The organism is Roseateles oligotrophus (genome assembly GCF_025717515.1).
Classification (GTDB): Bacteria; Pseudomonadota; Gammaproteobacteria; order Burkholderiales; family Burkholderiaceae_C; genus Paucibacter_A; species Paucibacter_A oligotrophus.
Genome location: NZ_JAJIRN010000002.1, coordinates 562,606 through 583,859, shown reverse-complemented (window position 1 = coordinate 583,859; position 21,254 = coordinate 562,606). Strand labels below are relative to the sequence as shown.

At 62.4% G+C, this 21,254-nt stretch carries 18 protein-coding genes; 9 read left to right on the top strand and 9 right to left on the bottom strand.

Annotation, left to right across the window (positions count from 1 at the left end):
• Positions 1 to 20: 20 nt before the first annotated feature.
• From LNV07_RS05885 to LNV07_RS05875, 3 genes are all read right to left on the bottom strand, one after another.
• On the bottom strand, positions 21 to 1,922 hold the full coding sequence (locus LNV07_RS05885) for a methyl-accepting chemotaxis protein (protein WP_263570233.1): 1,902 nt from the start codon (positions 1,920 to 1,922) through the stop codon (positions 21 to 23).
• A gap of 243 nt (positions 1,923 to 2,165) precedes the next feature.
• Positions 2,166 to 3,908 (bottom strand): single-stranded-DNA-specific exonuclease RecJ, encoded by a 1,743-nt coding sequence (gene recJ / locus LNV07_RS05880; protein ID WP_263570232.1) that lies wholly within the window; start codon positions 3,906 to 3,908, stop codon positions 2,166 to 2,168.
• On the bottom strand, positions 3,905 to 4,840 hold the full coding sequence (locus LNV07_RS05875; RefSeq protein WP_263570231.1) for a hypothetical protein: 936 nt from the start codon (positions 4,838 to 4,840) through the stop codon (positions 3,905 to 3,907). Before LNV07_RS05875 ends, recJ begins: the two co-directional genes overlap by 4 nt.
• An 80-nt stretch (positions 4,841 to 4,920) precedes the next feature.
• On the opposite strand from LNV07_RS05875, the gene LNV07_RS05870 reads away from it, so the two are divergent.
• Genes LNV07_RS05870 through LNV07_RS05860 form a run of 3 tightly spaced genes read left to right on the top strand, consistent with a single transcriptional unit; the run spans position 4,921 to position 8,350 of the window.
• The gene (locus LNV07_RS05870) at positions 4,921 to 5,787 is read left to right on the top strand and encodes a UDP-2,3-diacylglucosamine diphosphatase (RefSeq protein ID WP_263570294.1); all 867 of its coding nucleotides are present in this window, start codon (positions 4,921 to 4,923) and stop codon (positions 5,785 to 5,787) included.
• Between the two features lie 36 nt (positions 5,788 to 5,823).
• Entirely contained in the window at positions 5,824 to 7,875 is a 2,052-nt protein-coding gene (gene ppk1, locus LNV07_RS05865) for a polyphosphate kinase 1 (protein ID WP_263570230.1), read from the top strand.
• Between the two features lie 13 nt (positions 7,876 to 7,888).
• A complete protein-coding gene (locus LNV07_RS05860) occupies positions 7,889 to 8,350 on the top strand; it encodes a SixA phosphatase family protein (protein ID WP_263570229.1) in 462 nt (153 codons plus the stop codon).
• 16 nt (positions 8,351 to 8,366) lie between these two features.
• Here the strand turns inward: LNV07_RS05860 and ppx are convergent, their stop codons facing one another.
• Positions 8,367 to 9,893: an exopolyphosphatase gene (gene ppx, locus LNV07_RS05855; RefSeq protein WP_263570228.1), complete on the bottom strand. Its 1,527-nt coding sequence runs from the start codon at positions 9,891 to 9,893 to the stop codon at positions 8,367 to 8,369.
• A 235-nt stretch (positions 9,894 to 10,128) separates the two neighbouring features.
• Between ppx and LNV07_RS05850 the strand changes: the two genes are divergently transcribed.
• Positions 10,129 to 10,908 (top strand): ZIP family metal transporter, encoded by a 780-nt coding sequence (locus LNV07_RS05850; RefSeq protein WP_263570227.1) that lies wholly within the window; start codon positions 10,129 to 10,131, stop codon positions 10,906 to 10,908.
• Between the two features lie 17 nt (positions 10,909 to 10,925).
• On the opposite strand, the gene LNV07_RS05845 is transcribed toward LNV07_RS05850, so the two are convergent.
• The 4 genes from LNV07_RS05845 to LNV07_RS05830 form a co-directional block, all read right to left on the bottom strand.
• Entirely contained in the window at positions 10,926 to 11,360 is a 435-nt protein-coding gene (locus LNV07_RS05845; RefSeq protein ID WP_263570226.1) for a universal stress protein, read from the bottom strand.
• Between the two features lie 98 nt (positions 11,361 to 11,458).
• Positions 11,459 to 12,322 carry a sulfurtransferase gene (locus LNV07_RS05840; protein WP_263570225.1) on the bottom strand — a complete coding sequence of 288 codons (864 nt, stop codon included), beginning with the start codon at positions 12,320 to 12,322 and terminating at the stop codon, positions 11,459 to 11,461.
• Complete coding sequence (locus LNV07_RS05835) at positions 12,319 to 13,227, bottom strand: DMT family transporter (protein ID WP_263570224.1); 909 nt, start codon at positions 13,225 to 13,227, stop codon at positions 12,319 to 12,321. The genes LNV07_RS05840 and LNV07_RS05835 overlap by 4 nt, the downstream gene beginning before the upstream one ends.
• A 78-nt stretch (positions 13,228 to 13,305) precedes the next feature.
• Positions 13,306 to 14,418 (bottom strand): aromatic ring-hydroxylating oxygenase subunit alpha, encoded by a 1,113-nt coding sequence (locus tag LNV07_RS05830; protein ID WP_263570223.1) that lies wholly within the window; start codon positions 14,416 to 14,418, stop codon positions 13,306 to 13,308.
• Positions 14,419 to 14,718: 300 nt separating this feature from the next.
• Between LNV07_RS05830 and LNV07_RS05825 the strand changes: the two genes are divergently transcribed.
• From LNV07_RS05825 to folE2, 4 genes are all read left to right on the top strand, one after another.
• The gene (locus LNV07_RS05825) at positions 14,719 to 14,979 is read left to right on the top strand and encodes an exodeoxyribonuclease VII small subunit (protein WP_263570222.1); all 261 of its coding nucleotides are present in this window, start codon (positions 14,719 to 14,721) and stop codon (positions 14,977 to 14,979) included.
• The gene (locus LNV07_RS05820) at positions 14,964 to 15,869 is read left to right on the top strand and encodes a polyprenyl synthetase family protein (RefSeq protein ID WP_397545528.1); all 906 of its coding nucleotides are present in this window, start codon (positions 14,964 to 14,966) and stop codon (positions 15,867 to 15,869) included. Before LNV07_RS05825 ends, LNV07_RS05820 begins: the two co-directional genes overlap by 16 nt.
• A gap of 14 nt (positions 15,870 to 15,883) precedes the next feature.
• On the top strand, positions 15,884 to 17,818 hold the full coding sequence (gene dxs, locus LNV07_RS05815; protein ID WP_263570221.1) for a 1-deoxy-D-xylulose-5-phosphate synthase: 1,935 nt from the start codon (positions 15,884 to 15,886) through the stop codon (positions 17,816 to 17,818).
• Between the two features lie 104 nt (positions 17,819 to 17,922).
• Entirely contained in the window at positions 17,923 to 18,717 is a 795-nt protein-coding gene (gene folE2 / locus LNV07_RS05810) for a GTP cyclohydrolase FolE2 (protein ID WP_263570220.1), read from the top strand.
• Positions 18,718 to 18,889: 172 nt separating this feature from the next.
• Here folE2 and LNV07_RS05805 read toward each other — a convergent pair whose 3' ends face one another.
• Positions 18,890 to 19,837: a LysR family transcriptional regulator gene (locus tag LNV07_RS05805; RefSeq protein ID WP_263570219.1), complete on the bottom strand. Its 948-nt coding sequence runs from the start codon at positions 19,835 to 19,837 to the stop codon at positions 18,890 to 18,892.
• 112 nt (positions 19,838 to 19,949) lie between these two features.
• On the opposite strand from LNV07_RS05805, the gene lysA reads away from it, so the two are divergent.
• Positions 19,950 to 21,194 carry a diaminopimelate decarboxylase gene (gene lysA / locus LNV07_RS05800; protein WP_263570218.1) on the top strand — a complete coding sequence of 415 codons (1,245 nt, stop codon included), beginning with the start codon at positions 19,950 to 19,952 and terminating at the stop codon, positions 21,192 to 21,194.
• Positions 21,195 to 21,254 lie beyond the last annotated feature (60 nt).

The following is a 21,254-nucleotide window of genomic DNA, read 5'->3' as shown; positions in this document are numbered from 1 at the left end:
CGCCGGCAAGGATTTCCCCGTCAGAGCTTGAAGGCCTGCACCGCCGCGTCCATCTGCTCGGCCTGGTTGCGCAGAGATTCGGTGGAGGCTGCGGATTGCTCGACCAATGCGGCGTTTTGTTGCGTCATCCGGTCGATCGAAAGAACGGCTTGGCTCAAATCACTGGTTTGGTCGGCCTGTGCCAAGGTTTGTTCTTCCATGCTGTGGATGACCTCGGTCATTTCCACCACCATGCCGACAATCTGCTGCATCGAACTGCCCGCCTGTGCTGCCAACTGACTGCCGCTCTCAACCCGTTCGACCGAGCTTTGAATGAGCAGCTTGATCTCCTTGGCGGCCTCGGCGCTGCGGCCAGCCAACTGGCGAACCTCGGCCGCGACGACAGCAAATCCGCGCCCTTGCTCACCGGCTCGGGCGGCCTCAACTGCAGCGTTGAGGGCCAGGATATTGGTTTGAAAGGCGATGCCGTCGATCATTCCGGTAATGTCGGCGATACGTTTGGACGCTTGGTGTATCGAGATCACCGTGCTGGCCACTTGTTCAACCACGGCACCACCGTTGCCGGCCAGGTCGGAGGCGGTACGGGCCAAGACGGTCGCTTCGGTCGCCGAGCGGCTGCTGTTTGCCACGGTCTGCTTCAGTTGCGTCACATTTGAGCTGGTGGTTTGCAACTGTGCGGCGGCCTCTTCGGTGCGTGAGGCCAAGTTTTGATTGCCGGCGGCTATTTCCTGCGCCGCCATTCGAATGCTGCTGGCGCCCCCTTGAATCCCGGTAACCAAGCCTCGCAGACGGGCCTGCATATGATCCAGGGCCACCATCACGCGACCGAGTTCGTCCTGGCGGCCAAGGGGAATGCTGTGGCTGAGGTCGCCTCCGGCAATGCGTTCGGTGATGTCTACGATCTGTGCAATAGGCCCCAGCAGTTGCCGAATCGAACGCAGCATGATCAGCCCCAAGAACCCGAGCAGCAGCGGTATCAACACCAGCAGCAAATTGCGCTTGAAGATAGCGGCTTGATGGCGCTGGGTCAGCTCGATCTTCAAGGTGCTCAGCACCTGGCTGGATAGCTCGGCCTGCAACTGGGCCGCGTTGGCGAAGCCACGGGCCAACTGATCCAGCGGATAGTTCACATCCAGGGCCGCAGCCTGCATGGTGTCATCCACCAGTTTGCGCTGCATCAATGCCTGTTGTACCCGCGGGCCCAGCGCCGCACCAATGGCTCCGCCAAGCCTTTGAGTGGCTTGCAGGTATTGCAACATGCTGCTGCTATGTTCGCGATAACGCGTGAGGGCGGCGGAGACGTTGCCGACGTCATCGACCGCTGCGGCCTTGGCCAGACTGGCGAGTTCGGACAGCGCGTCTTCGACATGGGGCGCGGCTTGCAATCCTGCCATGATGGCAAAGTAGCTCGCTTCGTCGGCGTCGAACAGCAAGCCGCTGTCACCGTTCAGCTCGGCAATCGCTCGGAAGGCTTCGGCCGACAAGGCCTGTTGACGGTTCAGAAGCTTGGCTACGTCGAGCTTGCGACCGTCCAGATCCGCCCCCAGCAGTTCGAGATGTTCGGCCAGGGTCTTGGCCGCCTCGGCATGCCGACCATCGAGTTGGCCGACCAGCAGCAGCTTCAGTTGTTCGATCGCATTTCGGGTCGATTGGCGATTGTCTGCCAGCTCTTTGGCGGCGTCGGGCCGGATGGACAAAGACTCCACACTCAAGCTGCGGTGTGTTTGCAGCGACTGCAGAATTTCATGCCATTTTTCGTTCAGAGACAGGCCAATGGTTTCGCGTTCGACCAGGTCGAGTTCCTTGGTGTATTGCTGCACCAGCAGGCTGCTCGGCAGCAAGCCCAAAAGCATGGCGATCATGCCAATGATGCTGAGTAGAGTCCTGATGCTCAATTGCCGGCTCGGTTTGAGAGAATTCATGTGCGAGTTGTCACGTTTTTTGCGCCAAACCAGCGCCGAGCACAGGCGCTTGCGCAGCCGGAGGCGTGGCCCAGCGCGAGGGGGAAATGTTTTGGCCTCGGGCCGAAGCTATTCGGTAGAAAAGCGGCCCATTGCCAAGGTGCGCGGTGGGCGCATTAGGCGTTTGCCGGGTTTCAACTTGATGACGCGCGGGCGAGAGGCGTCGCCGAGCGTGCGAAATTACCGTTGCGGCTTCTCAGTCGCTCAGACCATCGCCTCAACAATCATTTGCACCCGCTGCTGCCCCTGATATTCATCCAGGCTGAGTCGGTAGGCCATCTGGCCCTGGGTCGGCAGGGGCTCGCTATGACCGAACCAGATGGCGTCTCTGAGTTGGCCCGCTTGGCGCAGGCGCAGCTTCATATGCTTCTCGCCGACGATGCGCTGCGAGATGATCTCGACCGTATCGCAAAACAGCGGCGCCTCAAAGGCCTGGCCCCAGACCTGCTCCTCCAGCGCTCGCACACTGACGGGGTTGAAATGCTCGGCCGCCAAGGGCCCATCGGTGCGCAGCGTGCGGGTCAGCGCGCCGGCGTCCAGCCATTCGCCAGCAACCTGGCGCAAGGCCGCTTCAAAGCTCGCGAAGCCGTCGTCCGCCAAGGTGCATCCTGCCGCCATCGCGTGGCCGCCAAACTTCTTCAGCAAGTCCGGATGGCGCTTGCTGATCAGGTCAAGCGCGTCACGCAGATGAAAGCCCGCAATTGAGCGGCCCGAGCCCTTGAGTTGGCCATCCGCGCCGCGTGCAAATACAAAGGTCGGACGGTGCAGTCGGTCCTTCAACCTGGAGGCAATGATGCCGACCACGCCCTCGTGAAACTCGGCCTCGAAGATGGCCAGCGCCGGCGGCGGCTCGCCGTTCAAACGAGGGTCTTGCAGCAAGGCATCGAGCTTGAACTCGGCCTGCTCGCGCATATCGGCCTCAATCACGCGCCGCTCGCGGTTGATCGCATCGAGTTGCTTGGCCAGATCCAGCGCTCGGCCGGGGTCGTCCGTCAGCAAGCATTCGATACCCAGCGTCATGTCGGACAGGCGGCCGGCCGCGTTGATGCGCGGCCCCAGCGCGAAGCCCAGATCAAAGGCATTGGCCCGGGCGCTGTTTCGTCCGGCGGCGCTGAACAGCGCGGCCACACCGGCATGGGCGCGGCCGGCACGCATGCGCTTCAAACCCTGCGCGACCAGGCGCCGATTGTTGGCGTCAAGCTTGACCACGTCGGCGACGGTGCCCAGCGCCACCAGATCGAGCAGGCCGTCGAGCTTGGGTTGATTGCTCGCGTCAAATCGCCCGCGCGCGCGCAATTCGCTGCGCAGGGCCAGCAAGACGTAAAAGGCAACGCCGACGCCGGCGAGATTCTTGCTTTCAAACAAGCAGCCCGGTTGGCTGGGGTTGACTATTGCAGCGGCGTCCGGCAGTTCGGTGATGCCGTCGAAGATGGCCGGCAGGTGATGGTCGGTGACCAGCACCTTGAGGCCCAGAGCCTTGGCATGGGCGACACCGGCGATGCTGGCAATGCCATTGTCAACCGTCATCAACAGATCGGGTCGCGGCCCTTGGGCCAGCGCCAAGTCAACGATGGCGGGCGTCAAGCCATAGCCGTGGATGGCCCGGTCCGGCACCACATAGCCAAGCCGATCGGGCCTTGCGCCCAACAAGGCCAAACCTCGCAAAGCGACGGTGCAGGCGGTGGCGCCGTCGCAGTCATAGTCGGCGACGATGCAGATGCCATGCTGTGCCTCGATGCAGTCGGCCAGCAGGCGCGCCGCATCGGCAATGCCTTTCAAACCACTGGGCGGCAGCAGGCGCGCCAAACCATCGTCCAGCTCATCCGCACTTTTGACGCCCCGCGTTGCAAAGAGCTGCGCCAGCAGCGGCGACAGCCCCGCTTGTTCGAGCGCCCAAGCGGCGCGCGGCGCCAGTTCGCGCTGGATCAAATTCAGCTTGGCGCTCATAAGCCCCCCAGGCAGTTGGCCGTGTCGCTGCGCGGCGGCAGCATTGCTTGCCAAAGGCGCGCCAACCTGGATCTTGGCTTCAAGGCCCAGGTCCGGGCATGACGCTCGCCGCATAGAGTCAGGCGCAGCGGCGTTTCGCCTCGGCGCGCTTGGGCCAGCAATGCTGCGACGGGGCCGTCATCTAGCTGCACCCAGGCATGGCTCCAGGCCTGCCAATCGCCGGCCAGCAGCGGCAATTGAAGGGCGGCTTCGATCTGCAAATCGGCCGGCAGTTGGCCGCCGCTGTTGACCCCGCAACCACTGATCCAGACCGAGTTCAGCGCCAGGGCGCCGGCCGCCTCGCGGGCCTCGTTCAAGGGGTGGCCGTGCAAGAGCATTTGCGTCTCGTTTTGCAAGGTGCGCAAGCGCCTGGCTTGCGGCATCCAGATGTCCACATTGCGATGCAGCACGCGCTCCAGGCTGGCGCTGCGCAGGCCGGCAAAGCTGGCATGGGCGACCAACCATTGATGGCTGCCCAGCCAGTGCGAAATCCAACCCTCGGCGGCCGGCCAGAGCTCGGACAGACTTTCGAAAAACGCTCGCGACTCGGCCTCGGTCAAGGCCAGTGCCTGCGGCGGCAGGGCGGTGATCTGGTCACTGCCGACCGATAAGTGGATCGGCGTCAACAGCGCCCAAGCCTCGCCTTTGCACGACTGTTTGGCTTGCAAGGCCCAGGCGGCGGTCGGCAAGCAGCCGTCCTGCGCATGGCAGCCGCGCAGTTCGGACAGAGCCAACTCGAAGGGCGTGTTGAAGCTGTATTCATCGCTGCCGAGCGTCGCGCCGACGGGGGACAGCAGCGGTAAGAGCTGGGCCAGATTGGGCAGGCTCAACTCTGCCAGCGTGTGAGTTGCGGCCTCGCCGACGGCGCTGGCATGGGGAATCATCAAATGCATGGGCGCGATTATCCCGGCAGTCACACAAGCTTCACCAACTTGCCATGGCGGCGACATGGCCGACCGTCAAGCTCTCGCCCATGCAGCACGACTCCGCCCTGGCGCGCGCCGCCGCCGCCCTTGCCAAGCCCGCTACCGAAGACGCGGACAGCGCAGTCGCCGCTGATGCGCCGAGCCAGCGTTTTCGAACCGTCTGGATTTCTGACATCCATTTGGGTACGCCCGGCTGTCAGGCCGAGGCCTTGCTGGAGTTCTTGCGCGAGGTTGAATGTGAGCAGCTATTTCTGGTCGGCGACATCATTGATGGCTGGCAGTTGCGGCGCAACTGGTACTGGCCGCAGGCGCACAACGACGTGGTGCAAAAACTTTTGCGCAAGGCCCGCAAGGGTTGCCGGGTGATTTTCATTCCCGGCAATCACGACGAATTTGCGCGCAAATATCTGAACCATGATTTCGGCGGCATCGAGGTCGTCGAGGAATGGATCCATGAGACGGCCGATGGCCGCAAGCTCTGGATCACGCATGGTGATTTGTTTGACGGCGTTATTCAATGCGCGAAGTGGTTGGCCCATGTTGGCGACACCGCCTACGAATTTACCCTCAAGCTGAACAGTTACCTGAACCGACTGCGTGCTCGCATGGGCCTGCCTTACTGGAGTTTGTCCAAATACCTGAAGCTGAAGGTCAAGCGGGCGGTCAGTTTCATTTCCGACTTTGAGATCGCGGTGGCCCGCGAGGCCCGCAAGCGGGGCGTGCATGGTGTCGTTTGCGGGCATATCCATCATGCGGAGCTGCGCGAGATCGACGGCATTCTCTATGCCAATGATGGCGACTGGGTCGAGAGCCTGACCGCCTTGGTGGAGCATGCCGATGGCCGGCTGGAAATCCTGGATTGGAGTGCCCGCCACGGGCACCCGGCGACAAATCGGCTGTGCAGCAGGCCGTAAAGGTGAGCCATGCGCAGGCTAACTTAAAATAGGTTGATGACACTAAACACCCTTGCCGTCACCTTGCTCAGCCGTGAGCAGGCCATTCTTGAATTCAATCGGCGGGTGCTGGCGCAAGCGCAACGTCCCGACGTACCGCTGCTGGAGCGCTTGCGCTATGTCTGCATCGTGTCTTCAAATCTGGACGAGTTTTTCGAGGTGCGCTTTGCCGACATGCTGGACGCCGCGCGCGATCCTCAGTCATCGATCAGTAACCGCGATATCGAGCGGGTCGGGCGCGCCGCTCACAGCCTGATCGACGAGCAGTACGCGATCTTCAATGAGCATTTGGCGCCCAAGATGCTGGCCGAGAAGATCGTCATCCTCAACCACGCCGATCGCAACGAGGCGCAGCGGCAATGGGTGGCCAAGTTTTTCGAGCGCGAGGTGCGGCCCTTGTTGGTGCCGGTCGGCCTGGACCCGGCACATCCCTTTCCGCAGGTGGCCAACAAATCGCTGCACTTCATCGCGCGGCTGTCGGGAAAAGATGCCTTCGGGCGCGACAACCGCATCGCCATCGTCAAGGTGCCGAGGGTGTTGCCGCGTGTGATCAAGTTGCCGGCCATGCTCAGCGAGGGGCAGCAGGCGTTTGTGCTCTTGACCAGCGTGGTCCGTGCCCATCTGGAGGAGTTGTTCTCCGGTCGCAAGGTCGAGGCCTTCTCGCAGTTTCGCGTCACGCGGGACTCCGAGTTGGAGGTGGACGAGGAAGAGATCGCCAATTTGCGCCATGCGCTGCGCTCGGGCCTGACGACGCGCAATTACGGCCGTGCCGTGCGGCTGGAAGTTACCAATAGCTGCCCGGCCGAGTTGGCGGACTTCTTGCTGGAGCAGTTCGAGCTGCCGGCAGCGGCGCTGTACCGGGTCAATGGGCCGGTCAATCTGGTGCGTCTGAACGAGTTGATCGACCAGACGGATGCGCCGGAGCTGCGTTTTGTGCCGCACGAGCCGGTCTGGCCAGAGGCTTCGCTGCCGCGGCAGAAGTCGATTTTCGAGTGCATCCGCAAGGGTGATGTGCTGCTGCATCATCCGTTTGAGAGCTTTGATCCGGTCGTTCAGTTTTTGCGCGAGGCGGTCGAAGATCCGGCGGTGATGGCCATCAAGCTAACGATCTATCGCACCGGCAGCAAGTCGGTCCTGATGGATTTGCTGATCGAGGCGGCGCGGCGCGGCAAGGAGGTAATGGCCGTGGTCGAACTGAAGGCCCGCTTTGATGAGGAGGCCAATATCAACTGGGCGGAGCGGCTGGAGGCTGTTGGTGCCCAGGTGGTTTACGGCATTGTCGGTTTCAAGACCCATGGCAAGCTGATGCTGATCACGCGCCGTGAGGGCAATCGGTTCAAGCGTTATGCCCATTTGTCGACCGGCAATTACAACCCCAAGACGGCGCTGCTTTATACCGATCTGGGCTATCTGACCGCCGATCCGGATCTGACCGCAGACGCCGACTCTGTCTTCCGTCAATTGGCCTCGCTGGGCAAGATCAAGATGCCGCGCCGGCTCTTGCTGGCTCCGTTCAATTTGCACAGCAGCATGCTTGAGCATTTGGCGCGGGTCGAGCAGGCGGCACGTGACGGCCGGCCGGCGCGCATCGTGATCAAGATCAATGCCTTGACCGATACGGAATTGATCAACGGGCTCTTGAGTGCGGCGAAGGCCGGCGCCAAGATCGATTTGATCGTGCGCGGGGCCTGCATGTTGCCGCCGGGTCTGCCCGGCGTCAGTGACAACATCGTGGTGCGCTCGGTGGTCGGGCGCTTTTTGGAACACACGCGGATTGCCTATTTTCGCTGGGGCCGAACGGAGGCGGATGAGGCGCTTTTCTTGTCCAGCGCCGATTGGATGAGCCGCAATATGTTCCGCCGCATCGAAATCGCGTGGCCGGTTCAAGACGCCAAGTTGCGCCAGCGCGTCATTGACGAGGCGCTGCAACCCTATCTGCACGACACGCTGGACGCTTGGCAACTCGGGCCCGATGGGCGCTCCTCACGGGTCGGCAATGGCGGCATCAGTGCGCAACAGGCCTTGGTGCAGCGGTTTTTAGAAAACTGAGGGGATAGGCGCAATGGATTTGATCTTGTGGCGTCATGCCGAGGCCGAGTTGCTGCGTTTGGGGCAAACCGACCTGGAGCGCTGCCTGACGCACAAGGGTGAGCGTCAAGCCAAGCGCATGGCCGCTTGGCTGAATCAGCGTATGACGGCGAGTACGCGAGTGCTGGTCAGCCCGGCCCAGCGCACCCGCAGCACGGCCGAGGCATTGGGGCGGGAATTCCGCGTCGTGGCCAGCATCGCCCCGGATGCCAGCGTTGAAGATCTATTGGCCGCAGCGCGCTGGCCGGAAGCGTCCGAGCCGACTCTGCTGATCGGCCACCAGCCCAGCTTGGGCTTGTTGGCCGCCCGGCTCTTGACCGGCCAAGACCATGCCTTGGCCGTGAAGAAGGCTGCCGTCTGGTGGCTGCGCTCGCGGGTGCGGGATGGTGAGTCCGAGGTGCTGCTGCAGGCGGTACAGGCCCCGGACTTTCTTTGAGTTCGGCTTAAGCCAGTTAAGCCAGGTTCAAGTCCAGCAGACCGCTGCGCGACCAGGCCGCAGCCTCTTCTTGCAGCAAGAAGTTGGTTCTCGGGTGCTCGCTGGCCCAGTTCTTGGGCAGGGTCAATTGCACGCGCCGGCCCTGACGGCTCAGGCGCATGGCCTGCGGATCAACGGCGCTGCGGGCATGGCATTTGATCAAGGCCAGACGCAGGCTCAGCAGCTGCCAGAGCAGGCTCTCGTCATCCAGCAAGGCATCGAGTTTGCGCAGGCCGCCACGCTGACCCAGGGCCAAATCGCCCAGGCGCTTGAGTTGGTCTTGCGAGAATCCGGCCGCATCCACATGGGCCAGCAAATAGGCGCTGTGGCGATGGTGGTCGTGGTGAGAGACCATCATGCCGATTTCGTGCAGCGCTGCGGCCCAGTCCAACTCACGCTGACGCTCGCGCGGCGCCCGCGCAAGCAACTGCCCGTAAATGGAGGCCGCGACCGTCTGCACTCGCTCGGCTTGCGCCAGATCGACGGAAAAGCGTCGCTGCAAGGCTGCCACCGAGGCGTCGCGCATATCCAGCGCGGTCAGTCCCAGCGCCGCGGCACTTTCGGCCTCAAGGCGCTCGATCAGATCAAAAATAACGCCTTGTCGCAGCGCACCCTTGGCCGGCAGCAACTCTTCAATGCCGAACTGCGTCAGCAGGGTGTAGAGGATGCACAGGCCGCCACCGACGACGGCGCGGCGGTCTTCTTTCAAGCCCGGCAGCTTGAGTTTGTCCATGCTGCCGGCGGCCAAGGCCTGCTCGATGCACCAACGCAGGGCTGCTGGCGTGATGCGGCCATCCGTCACTCCGCTGGCCGCCAGAATCTGCGCGACCGCACCGACCGTCCCGGATGAGCCGAGTGCCTCTTGCCACATCGCCGGTTTGAACAGGGTCAATGCTTCTTCCAGCTCCGCGCCGGCCGCGACCTGGGCGGCGCGGAAGGCTTCCGCCGTGAATTTGCCATCGGGGAAAAAGCGCAGTGACAGGCTGACGCTGCCGACCTGGAAGGATTCTGCCGTCAACGGCTTGCGGCCCTTGCCGAGAATCATCTCGGTCGAGCGCCCGCCGATGTCGATGACCAAGCGGGGCAGGGTGGACGGCTGCATCCGAGCCACGCCGGCAAAAATCAGTCTGGCCTCTTCGCGGCCTGCGATCACCTCGATGGGGTAGCCCAACTCGGCTTTAGCGCGTTCCAGAAATGCGTTCCGGTTGCGTGCCTCACGCAGCGTCTGCGTGGCCACGGCGCGCACTCGAGTGGCTGGGAAACCGTTCAAACGCTGAGCAAACCGCCGCAGGCAATCAAGCCCCCGCTGCATGGCGACCTCGGTCAACATGCCGTCGGCGTCGAGCCCGGCGCCCAGGCGAACGGTTTCTTTCAGGTATTCGAGGCGCTTGTACTGGCCGCGCGGCATATGCGCGATCTCCAGTCGGAAGCTGTTGGAGCCCATGTCGATGGCGGCGAGCGGAGCGGCAATATCGGAACTCAAAGGAGCGGCAGGCAAATTCATGGGCGCGATTGTCGGTGTAAATGGCGGCAATTTCGGGTCAGGTGGCGAGCTTTCGGCGCACAGATAAGGCGCTTGTCCCGGATAACAACAAAAGCCTCGATCGGCTTGCTGGGTGGGCGACTTGACACGCTTGATAAGATACGTCCCACGCCTGCGCGATGCGCGGGAACCTGAGCTGAGCAAACCGCGCCAATTGGGCGCGTTTTAGTTTGGGCGCGCAGTTCACTGGAAAACCATGACTCTTCTCTATATCGTGCTGGCGACCTTGGCCGGCGGGCTCTTGTCGGTGTTGATCGCCGCCAGCCTGACCGTGAGCCTGCTGGGGCGGGTGGTCAAACATCTGGTCAGCCTGTCCACCGGCATCTTGCTCGGAACTGCCTTGCTGCAGGTCTTGCCCGAGGCGTTTGATGGCCGCGCCAGCCCGCAGTCACTGTTCATGACCTTGCTGGGTGGCCTGATGTTCTTCTTCTTGCTGGAGAAGGCCGAGTTGTATCGCCATACCCATCACCATGAGGGCGACGGCCACCACCATCATCACCATTTCGACAGTGAGCAGGCGGGCAAGGGCGGCGTCAGCGTCCTGGTCGGCGACAGCATCCACAATTTTTGCGACGGCATCATCATCGCGGCGGCGTTCTTGACCGACCCTTATCTGGGCCTGGTGACCTCGCTGGCCATCATCGCGCATGAAATCCCGCAGGAGGTGGGTGACTACATCGTGCTGCTGAATGCCGGCTTCTCGCGCTCGAAGGCGCTGCTGTTCAACGCGCTGTCGGGCTTGGCTGCGGTGATAGGCGGCGTGGTCGGCTACTTTCTGGTCGGGCCCTGGGAGAGCCTGTTCCCCTATTTGCTGGTGGCCGCCAGCAGCAGTTTTATCTATGTGGCGGTGGCGGACTTGATTCCGCAATTGCAGCGCCGCCTGCCTTGGCGCGAGACGGCTGCGCAACTCGCCTGGCTGGGCGGCGGGCTGGGCCTGGTGGTGATGGTCGTGGCGGTTTCACACCACGGCCATTGAGTCACACCCGTTTGCGCTTAGCGGACCACCAGCACAGGCGTCGTGCAGTGCGTCAGCACTTTTTGGGTTTCGCTGCCGAGTAGCAGCGCCTGCACGCCGCGCCGGCCATGCGAGGCCATCACGACCAGATCGCATTGATTGCTGCTGGCATGTTCGATGATGGCTTCCCAGGCGTGCAAGGCCTCGATGGTGTGGCCTTCGCAGGCTACATCGGCGGCTTTGGCGGCGTCCATGGCTTCCTTGACGCGCGCCGAGGCAATCCGCTCTTGCACATCAAAGAACTCCTGCGGCGGGGTCGGCTGCATCTCGGATACCGCGCTGTAGGGGAAGGGCTCCTTGACGCTGAGCGCGTACAAGGTGGCGCCGTGGATGCGCGCCATGCCGATGGCGGTGTTGAGTGCCTTGGCGCTGATTTCAGAGCCGTCGGTCGGAACAAGAATTCGCTTGAACATGACAATCCTCCGTTGAAATAGCCTTCAGTGTCGTGCGGCGATGGCGGGTCGATCTTGCGCTATGTCAAGGGCGCGCGCCAGCCCCCGCTTTTGGTTTGCTAGCCTTTGGCGACAGGTCTGGCCGGGTCGGCCGACCATTCGCTCCACGAGCCGGGGTAGAGCATCGAGCCGTGCAAGCCCGCATGGGCCATGGCCAGCAGGTTGTGGCAGGCGGTGACCCCGGAGCCGCATTGGTGGATGACGTTTGTGGCGTCATGGGGTGCGATCAAGGCCTCAAAGTCGGCCCGCAAGTCCTGCGCGGGCTTGAAGCAGCCGTTGGCCTGCAGATTGTTTTTGAACAGGCGGTTGCTGGCGCCGGGGATATGGCCGGCCTTTTTGTCCAAGGGTTCGACCTCGCCGCGAAAGCGCTCGGGTGCGCGGGCATCGATCAACCTGAGTTGACCCAGACGCGGCAGCAGTTCATCCGCGCTCAGGCTGACGACCAGGCTATCGGTCGGCTTGAAGTTGCCCGCATGTACGGCAGGAAGCGCGTCGGTGAGGGTGAGGCCCGCGTCGAGCCAGGCTTGCTGCCCGCCGTCCAGTACGGCGACGTTGGCATGACCGAGCCAGCGCAACATCCACCAAAGCCTGGCCGCGTACATGCCGCCCTGCGCGTCGTAGCTGACCACTTGCCGCCCGGGGCTCAGCCCTAACTCGCTCATGCGACGGGCAAAGTCGGTGCGATCGGGCAAGGGGTGGCGGCCGCGAAATTGGCCATTCGCGTCGAGCTTGGGCCCACTCAGATCGCGGTCCAGATGCAGGTAATGGGCGCCGGGCAGGTGTGCCGCCTTGTAGGCGGTTTGGCCGGCGTCGGTGTTGGCCAGATCAAAGCTCGCGTCGATCAATAGCGGTGCTTGGCCGCTGCGATTCAACTCGTCGAGTTCGCTGGCACAGACAAGGGTTTGATAGCTGGTTTGCTTCATGATTCATTGACCTGATGTTGACTGTCGGGTGGTGTGCTGCTGGCGCGTAACAAGGTGGCGGCCAAGCCGGCGATGATGATCAAAAGCATACCGCCTGCCGCCCAAACCGTGATGGGGTCGCGAAACAGCCAGGCGCCGTAGATGAAAGAGAACACGATGCCCAGGTATTGCAGGCAGGCGATCGCCAGCGTCTTGCCCTGGCCATAGGCGCGCGTCATCAAGAGCTGCGCGGCGGTGGCCAGCAGGCCCACGGCCAGCAGCAGGCCCGCACCTTTGAGACTGTGGCCATGGGTGCCGCCCCAACCCGCCAGGCTTTGCGCACCGGTGCTGAGCGCGCCGGCCAAGGCGCCGCCGAGCGAAAAATAGAAGACGATGCGATCTTCCGGTTCGCCCGCCCGGCCCAGCGCCGTGACCTGCAAATAGGCCATGGCCGCCAACATACCCGAAAGCAGGCCGGCCAAGCCATGCCAGAGTTGTTGCTGATCGAGCGTGGGGCGCAACACCAGGGCCACGCCGACAAAGCCCAGCAAGACCGCCGCGACGAGCCTGCCGTCAATGCGGGCGCTGCCCAGCATCACCGCGCCACCGATCAGGAACAAGGCCATCCAGACCGAGGACATGTAGTTCAAGGTCATCGCGGTGGCCAGCGGCAACTTGCCGATCGCATAGAACCACAGCGAGAGCGCCGTCACGCCGGACAGGCTGCGCCAGAAATGCATGGCCGGCACGCGGGTGCGCAGGCTGCTCCTGCGCGCCATGGTCAGGCCGGCCAGCAACAGCGCACCGATGGCGCCGCGGTACATGACGATCTCGCCGGCGTCGTAAAACTCCGAGGCTAGCTTAACGCACACACCCATGGTGGCGAACAAGAACGTGGCGGCGATCATCAGCAAAGGTGCAGGCATGGCCGGCATTATGGCCAGCCCATGAAAAACGCCCCGATCGGCATTCACCGAGCGGGGCGTTGGGCTTCGAGCTTTGGCTCAGCCTTTGAAGTTCATTTCGCGCCGGTACCACTCATGGAAATGCTGCATGCCGTCTTCCATCGGACTCTGGTAAGGGCCGACCTCGTTGTCGCCGCGCTCCATCAAGGCGCGCCGGCCGGCATCCATGCGAAGGGCGATCTCATCGTCCTCGACACAGGTTTCCATATAGGCGGCCTGATGGGCCTCGACAAAGTCGCGCTCGAAGGCCGCGATTTCTTCCGGGTAGTAGAACTCGACGATATTGGCGGTCTGTTGCGGGCCCTTGGGGAAGAGCGTCGACACCACCAGCACATGCGGATACCACTCGACCATGATGTGCGGGTAATAGGTTAGCCAAATGGCGCCGGCCTTGGGGGTCTCGCCGTCGCGAAACTTCAGCAATTGATCATGCCAGCGCTGGTAGACGGCCGAGCCGGGCTTGGCCAGGTCCTTGTGGATACCGACCGTTTGCACCGAGTGGTTGCGACCCATCTCCCAAGCCAGATCGTCACAGCTTACAAATTGACCCAGGCCGGGATGGAAAGGCCCGACGTGATAGTCCTCCAGATAGACCTCGATAAAGGTCTTCCAGTTGTAGTCGCATTGATGGACGTGGACCTTGTCCAGCACATAGCCGGAAAAATCCAGCTCGGCGGCGACACCCAAATTGGCCAACTCGGCCGCGACGTCATGGCCGTTGTCTTCGAACAGCAGGCCGTTCCATTCCCGCAACTTGTAGCGATTCAGGTTCAGGCAGGGGTCTTGCTCGAAATGGGGTGCGCCCAGCAACTCGCCCTTGAGGTCATAGGTCCAGCGGTGTAGCGGGCAGACGATATTGCTACGCGTATTCCCGCGGCCGCGCAGCATCACGGCCTGGCGATGGCGGCAAACGTTGGAGATCAGCTCCAGCCCTTGAGGCGTACGAACCAAGGCGCGGCCTTCGCCTTCTTGCGGCAGGGCGTAAAAGTCGCCAACCTCTGGCACCGCCAAGGCGTGGCCGAGATAGCGGGGGCCGTTCTGAAAGAGCAAGGCCTGTTCTTGGCTGAACAAAGCCTCGTCAAAATAGGAACTTACCGGTAACTGCGTCTTGCTTCGTTCAAGCGCTGAGAGGGAAATACTCAGGTCGGACATGATCCAGTCGGTTCTCCGAGAATCCAGTCACCTTGTCACTCGCGCCTGCTTGGCTGAGTTTACGGTCGACCCGTTTGCGAAACGGAAGGATTCCTGTGCCGGCCTTGCGTCAATCAGGTGCCGGGTTCGCGAAAAAGAAACTGGAGACCCATCAAAGGTGAATCCAGAAAGGGCGCGATTGTACCCAGGAGGGCTATCCCTGTTCTGTCCTGTGTCAATACAGCCGTTCGGGCGAACGTGGCGGCCTTGTGACAGTGCCGATGGCCTCACTGACTACAATCGCCGCTTTCGCAGAATGTAATGACCAGAGCCAGCAGCCCCTCCAAAGCCGCGTTGAAAGATGCGGAACACGCAGTCGCCACCAGCTACGAGCATGCGCTCGGCGAGTTGGAGCGGCTTGTCGCCGATATGGAAGCCGGGCAGTTGCCGCTGGATCAATTGCTGGAAAGTTATCGACGGGGCGCAGAACTGCTGGGATTCTGCCGCTCGCGTCTTCAGGCCGTAGAACAACAAGTCAAGGTGCTGGAGGGCGAGGAATTGAAACAATGGGGAGAGTCCTAAGCGTGGATGCCGGTGTGTTTGAACAATGGATGCAGCGATCACTCGTTGCGTGTGAGGCGGCGCTTGATGGCTTCGTGCCGATTGATGCGCCGGTCGGTCTGGGTGTCGCGATGCGTTATGCGGTGCTTGACGGCGGCAAGCGATTGCGGCCGCTGCTGGTGCTGGCCACTTGCGAGGCGGTCGACGGCGACCCCGAGGCCGCCATGCGCGCTGCCTGCGCGGTCGAGTTGATTCATGCCTATTCGCTGGTGCATGACGATATGCCCTGCATGGATGACGATGTGCTGCGGCGCGGCAAGCCGACCGTGCATGTGCAGTTCGGCGAGGCGCAGGCGATGCTGGCCGGGGACGCGATGCAGGCCTTGGCCTTCGAAGTCTTGACGCCGGACAGTGGCGTGGTGCCTGAGCTGCAAGCGAGGCTTTGTGCGCTTTTGGCCCGTGCGGCCGGCCATGCCGGCATGGCCGGTGGCCAGGCCATCGATCTGGCCAGCATAGGACTGCTGTTGGATGAAGCGACCTTGCAAGATATGCATCGCCGCAAGACCGGCGTTTTGCTGCAAGCCAGCGTGATGATGGGTGCGGCTTGCGGCCCGACCTCTGCGACAGCCACGGCGGCATTGGCCGAGTACGGTGCGGCCTTGGGCCTGGCGTTTCAAGTGGTCGACGACATTCTGGATGTCACCCAGGATTCGGAGGTCTTGGGCAAAACGGCGGGCAAGGATCAGGACGCCAATAAGCCGACCTATGTCAGCGTTTTGGGTTTGGCTCCGGCTCGCGAATTGGCCCAACAATTGCGTTGCCAGGCTCAGCAGGCCTTGAGAGACAGCGGCTTGAACAACACCGCTTGGCTGAGCTTATTGGCCGATATGGTCGTCGAACGCGACAACTGAAAGCGGGCTCAGCGATGAATTACCCCCTCTTGCGAACCATAGACAGCCCGGCCGATTTACGCCGTTTGCCGCGCACCGAACTGGTCAAACTGGCCGGTGAGTTGCGCGCCTATGTGCTGGACACCTTGTCCAACTCCAAGGTCGGCGGGCATCTGGGCTCAAACTTGGGTACCGTCGAATTGACCGTCGCCCTGCACTACGTGTTCAACACGCCCGAAGACCGGCTGGTCTGGGATGTCGGTCATCAGACCTATCCGCACAAGGTGCTGACGGGGCGGCGCGAACAGTTGGCGACGATCCGGCATCTGGGCGGCATCAGCGGTTTTCCGCGCCGTGACGAGAGCCCTTACGACACCTTCGGCACCGGCCATTCCAGCACATCCATTTCGGCGGCGCATGGCATGGCGATGGCGGCCAAGATCAAGGGCGAAGACCGCCGCGCGGTGGCCATCATCGGCGACGGCTCGATGACGGCCGGCATGGCTTTTGAGGCGCTCAATAATGCCGGCGTGCCGCATGGCGGCCTGCTCGGCAATATGCTGGTGATCCTGAACGATAACGATATGTCGATCAGCCCGCCGGTCGGTGCTTTGAACAAATACCTGGCGCGCTTGATGAGCGGCAATTTCTATTCTTCGGCCCGCGAGGGTGCGAAGTCGGTGCTGAAGAACACGCCGCTGTATGAGTTTGCGCGCCGCTTCGAGGAGCACACCAAGGGCATGGTCGTGCCGGGGACGATCTTCGAGGAGTTTGGCTTCAACTATGTCGGCCCTATCGACGGCCATGACCTCGACGCCTTGATCCCGACCTTGGAGAATCTGCGTGCCAAAAAAGGTCCGCAATTCCTGCATGTGGTGACCAAAAAAGGCCAGGGCTACAAGCTGGCCGAGGCCGATCCGGTCAAATACCATGCGGCGCCGGGAAAATTTGACCCGGCGGTTGGTTTTGTCAAATCGACCACGCCGGCCAAGACCACCTTCACCCAGATTTTTGGCGAGTGGCTGTGCGATATGGCCGAGCAGGATTTGCGCTTGGTCGGCATCACGCCGGCGATGCGTGAAGGTTCGGGCATGGTGGATTTCCACAAGCGTTTCCCGACCCGCTATCACGATGTCGGCATTGCCGAGCAACATGCGGTGACCTTTGCCGCTGGCCTGGCCTGCGAGGGTTTGAAGCCGGTGGTGGCGATCTACTCGACCTTTTTGCAGCGCGCTTATGACCAGTTGATTCATGACGTGGCGCTGCAGAATCTGCCGGTCGTTTTCGCTTTGGACCGAGCCGGTCTGGTCGGTGCCGATGGCGCAACCCATGCCGGCAATTACGACATCGCCTTCACCCGCTGCATTCCGAATATGGCGCTGCTGACGCCGGCCGACGAGAACGAATGCCGGCAAGCCTTGTTCACCGCCTATCAGCACAAGGGGCCTGTGACGGTGCGTTATCCACGCGGCGCCGGCGCCGGTGTTGCGGTCGAGAAAGAAATGACGGCCTTGGCCTGGGGCAAGGGCGAAATACGCCGCGAGTCCGGCAAGCCGCAGGCGCGCTCGGCACAGGAGGCGCCGCGAATCGCGATTTTGAGCTTTGGCACCTTGCTCTATACGGCAATGCAGGCGGCCGAACAGTTGGATGCGACGGTTGCCAATATGCGTTTCGTCAAGCCGCTGGATCACGCGATGGTGGCCGAATTGGCGCGCACGCATGATGCGTTCGTGACGCTGGAGGATGGCTGCGTGATGGGCGGCGCGGGTTCGGCCGTGATGGAGGCTATGCAGGCAGCCGGTTTCAATTTGCCGGTCTTGCAGCTCGGTTTGCCGGATGAATATATCGAGCATGGCGATGTGCCTAGCTTGATGGCGTCGCTGGGTCTGGATGCATCGGGGATCGAGCAATCGATCTTGAAGCGTTTTGGCGCGCGGCCAAGTTTGGTGCGGCCGGCCGCCAATCAGTGAGCAGTGACAAGCCCTTGCCGGGACAAGGCCAGGCAGTTGCTGGCATGCTAGAAGCCCAGAATTAATCCAGTTTCCACGGGCCGCTTGGCCCGTTTCCAATCAGCATGAATCAAGTCACCAGCGCCCTGCATATCCCCGACACCCAAAGCGAACGCGATGAGCGCCACTTGATGATCCAACGCGTCGGCGTCAAGGATGTGCGCTACCCGCTGCAGCTCCAGGTCGGCAAGCAGGCTCAAACGACCGTCGGCTTGTGGAGTTTGGATGTGGCGCTGCCGGCGGAGAAGAAGGGCACCCATATGTCCCGCTTCGTCGCTTGGCTGGACGCCTTGAACGCGCCGATGACGGCGGATTCCTTGCGCGAGCTGCATGGCCAGATGTTGAGCAAGCTGGAGGCGCTTGACGGCCGCATCGAGGTGCGGTTTGCCTTCTTCCTGCGCAAGCGTGCGCCGGTGTCGGGCATCGAGAGTTTGTTGGACTATCAAGGCGCCTTGATCTCCGAGACCCGCGGAGGCCTCACCTCGGTGTGGGCCGAGGTGGCGGTGCCGGTGAAGAGCTTGTGCCCTTGCTCCAAGGAGATTTCCGACTATGGCGCGCACAACCAGCGTTCCTTGGTGACGATCCGGGTTGAGTTGACGGGCGCGCCCATCAGTTGGTTGGAGTTGGTCCGTTTTGCCGAAGAAAGTGCGTCGAGCGAACTCTGGCCGCTGCTCAAGCGCGCCGATGAGAAATGGGTCACCGAGCATGCTTACGAGAACCCCAAGTTCGTCGAAGATCTGGTGCGCGACGTAGCGCTGCGTTTGAATGCTGACGCGCGGATCGGGCGTTATGCGGTCGATGTCGAGAATTTTGAGTCGATTCACAACCATTCGGCCTACGCGCGCATTGAGCGCACGTAGGAGGCGCGTCGCGCCTGCGCCCCTTGGGCGCTCGAATGGTTGGGCAACGAACGCATCGCACTGCGATGCGTTCGTTGTCACAATCACAGCGCTTGCGCGCGCATAGAGCGCACATAGGCCCGCGCCTTGCGCGGCTTTGCGTGGGAACGCCAAGGCTGTGATTGGACAACGCCTATACCGCGCCCAGCCTGCTTTGCAATCGTAAGGCCTCGGCTTTCAAGCACTCGATCAAATGCTCCACCAAGGGTTGCGCCGGCCGGTACAAGGGCATCAGCGCATTGACGCAAAAGGGCACCGAGACCGTGAAGCGCCGCAAGTGCAGCTGCGGCCCGGCCATGCTCAAGGCGGTCAGCGGATTGATGATGGACAGGCCCATGCCGGCGCTGACCATCGCGCAGACCGCCACCGCGCTATGCGTTTCCAGGCGCAGCCGTCGATTCACCCCCTGCTGCGCAAAAATGGCGTCGAGCTGCGCCCGGTAAGGGTCCTCGGCCGACAGGCTGACAAAGTCCTGCGCTTCAAAATCAAGCGGCGTCAAGACAGACTTGCTCAACAGGCAGTGGCCGGCCGGCAATACGCAGACCTCATCCAGCGCCAAGAGCGGCAATAGCTCGGTGCCCGCCACCACTTGCTGGCCCTGCTCGGTCAGCCCCAGATCAAAGCGCTGGGCGCTCATCCACTCCTCCAAAAGCGGCGATTCCTGCGGCGTGATGGACAACTGCACGCCGCTGTGCCTGGCCATGAAATCGGCACAAGCACCGGGCAGCAAGGCATGACTCAAGGCCGGCAGGCATAGCACCGACAAGCGCACCGCCTGCTCGGCGCGGCCCAGCGCCCGCGCGTGCCCCGCGATGTGATCCAGACTCTGGTAGCTGCGCAGCACCTCGTCAAACAAGGCCAGCGCGCGGGCATTGGGCTTGAGGCGCCCGCGCAGGCGCTCGAACAAGGCGTAACCGAGCAGGTGCTCCAGCCTTGCCAACTCGCGGCTGATGGTCGGCTGCGAACTGTGCAGCAGGGCTGCGGCTTCGGTCACGCTGCCGGCCGTCATGACGGCGCGAAAGACTTCGATATGCCTGTGCGTGAGGCGCTGGCTCGGGCTGCCGATCGGATCATTGCTCATGCCAAACCATATCAGATATGAATTGACTCAACAAAACAAAGCATTTGTATGAATGCCTGGCGGCTGGCATGCTGCGAGGCTTGTTTGCATCACCTGTGCTGGAACCCGACCTATGCCCGCTGCCACCTTGACCCCCGCCCGCATCCAAGCTTTGGCCGCCACCTACGGCACGCCGCTCTGGGTCTATGACGCCGCCACCATCCGCGAGCGGATCGCTGCCTTGGCCGCTTTTGACACCATTCGCTTTGCCCAAAAAGCCTGCTCCAACACCCATATCCTGCGCTTGATGCGGGAGCAGGGCGTCAAGGTCGATGCGGTGTCGCGCGGCGAAATTCTGCGGGCGCTGGCGGCTGGCTTTGTGGCGGGTGGGGAGCCGTCCGAAATCGTCTTCACCGCCGACCTGTTCGACCACGCGACGCTGGCCACCGTCGTCGAGCATGGCATTCCGGTCAATGCCGGCTCGATCGACATGCTGCATCAATTGGGCAAGGCATCGCCCGGCCACAAGGTCTGGCTGCGCATCAACCCCGGTTTTGGCCATGGCCACAGCAACAAGACCAATACCGGCGGCGAGCACAGCAAGCATGGCATCTGGCATACCGAGTTGCTGGATGCCTTGGCCGCCGTGCGCGCGCATGGCTTGACGCTGGTCGGCCTGCATATGCATATCGGCTCCGGCGTCGACTATGGGCATCTGTCCGAGGTCTGCGGCGCGATGGTGGGCCTGGTCAAGCAGGCTCATGCGGCCGGCCATGATTTGCACGCCATCTCAAGCGGCGGCGGTTTGTCGACGCCGTACCGGGAGGGCGAGGCAAGCGTCGATACCGCCCATTACTTCGGCCTCTGGGACGCGGCCCGCAAGCAGGCCGAAGCGCTGCTTGGCCATGCGCTGGCGCTGGAGATCGAGCCTGGGCGCTATCTGGTCGCCGAGTCCGGCGTCTTGATCACCGAGGTGCGCGCCACCAAGGACGCCGGCAGCAATCATTTTGTGCTGGTGGATGCCGGCTTCAGCGAGTTGATGCGGCCGGCCATGTACGGCGCCTATCACGCGATGAGCCTGATTCCGTCCGACGACTCGGAGCGCCCTGTTCGCGCCTCGGTGGTGGCCGGGCCGCTGTGCGAGTCCGGTGATGTGTTCACCCAGGGCGATGGCGGCGTGGTCGAGCCGCGTGAATTGCCGCAGGCCAAGGTCGGTGATCTGCTCTTGATTCACGACAGCGGCGCTTACGGCGCCTCGATGTCCAGCAACTACAACAGTCGGCCCTTGACGGCCGAGGTGATTGTGGAGGGCGGCAGCGAGCGCCTGATCCGCCGCCGCCAGACGGTGGAAGAGTTGCTGGCCTTGGAAAACTTGTGAGGGTTTTGTGGCTATCGCCTGCGCGGGATGAATAGTCACCCTCAATAGGCTCAGGCAATG

Excerpts from the sequence above, each read along its gene's own strand:
- LNV07_RS05885 (WP_263570233.1), bottom strand. The coding sequence starts at position 1,922 with ATGAATTCTCTCAAACCGAGCCGGCAATTGAGCATCAGGACTCTACTC.
- recJ (WP_263570232.1), bottom strand. The coding sequence starts at position 3,908 with ATGAGCGCCAAGCTGAATTTGATCCAGCGCGAACTGGCGCCGCGCGCC.
- LNV07_RS05875 (WP_263570231.1), bottom strand. The coding sequence starts at position 4,840 with ATGCATTTGATGATTCCCCATGCCAGCGCCGTCGGCGAGGCCGCAACT.
- LNV07_RS05870 (WP_263570294.1), top strand. The coding sequence starts at position 4,921 with ATGCAGCACGACTCCGCCCTGGCGCGCGCCGCCGCCGCCCTTGCCAAG.
- ppk1 (WP_263570230.1), top strand. The coding sequence starts at position 5,824 with ATGACACTAAACACCCTTGCCGTCACCTTGCTCAGCCGTGAGCAGGCC.
- LNV07_RS05860 (WP_263570229.1), top strand. The coding sequence starts at position 7,889 with ATGGATTTGATCTTGTGGCGTCATGCCGAGGCCGAGTTGCTGCGTTTG.
- ppx (WP_263570228.1), bottom strand. The coding sequence starts at position 9,893 with ATGAATTTGCCTGCCGCTCCTTTGAGTTCCGATATTGCCGCTCCGCTC.
- LNV07_RS05850 (WP_263570227.1), top strand. The coding sequence starts at position 10,129 with ATGACTCTTCTCTATATCGTGCTGGCGACCTTGGCCGGCGGGCTCTTG.
- LNV07_RS05845 (WP_263570226.1), bottom strand. The coding sequence starts at position 11,360 with ATGTTCAAGCGAATTCTTGTTCCGACCGACGGCTCTGAAATCAGCGCC.
- LNV07_RS05840 (WP_263570225.1), bottom strand. The coding sequence starts at position 12,322 with ATGAAGCAAACCAGCTATCAAACCCTTGTCTGTGCCAGCGAACTCGAC.
- LNV07_RS05835 (WP_263570224.1), bottom strand. The coding sequence starts at position 13,227 with ATGCCTGCACCTTTGCTGATGATCGCCGCCACGTTCTTGTTCGCCACC.
- LNV07_RS05830 (WP_263570223.1), bottom strand. The coding sequence starts at position 14,418 with ATGTCCGACCTGAGTATTTCCCTCTCAGCGCTTGAACGAAGCAAGACG.
- LNV07_RS05825 (WP_263570222.1), top strand. The coding sequence starts at position 14,719 with ATGACCAGAGCCAGCAGCCCCTCCAAAGCCGCGTTGAAAGATGCGGAA.
- LNV07_RS05820 (WP_397545528.1), top strand. The coding sequence starts at position 14,964 with ATGGGGAGAGTCCTAAGCGTGGATGCCGGTGTGTTTGAACAATGGATG.
- dxs (WP_263570221.1), top strand. The coding sequence starts at position 15,884 with ATGAATTACCCCCTCTTGCGAACCATAGACAGCCCGGCCGATTTACGC.
- folE2 (WP_263570220.1), top strand. The coding sequence starts at position 17,923 with ATGAATCAAGTCACCAGCGCCCTGCATATCCCCGACACCCAAAGCGAA.
- LNV07_RS05805 (WP_263570219.1), bottom strand. The coding sequence starts at position 19,837 with ATGAGCAATGATCCGATCGGCAGCCCGAGCCAGCGCCTCACGCACAGG.
- lysA (WP_263570218.1), top strand. The coding sequence starts at position 19,950 with ATGCCCGCTGCCACCTTGACCCCCGCCCGCATCCAAGCTTTGGCCGCC.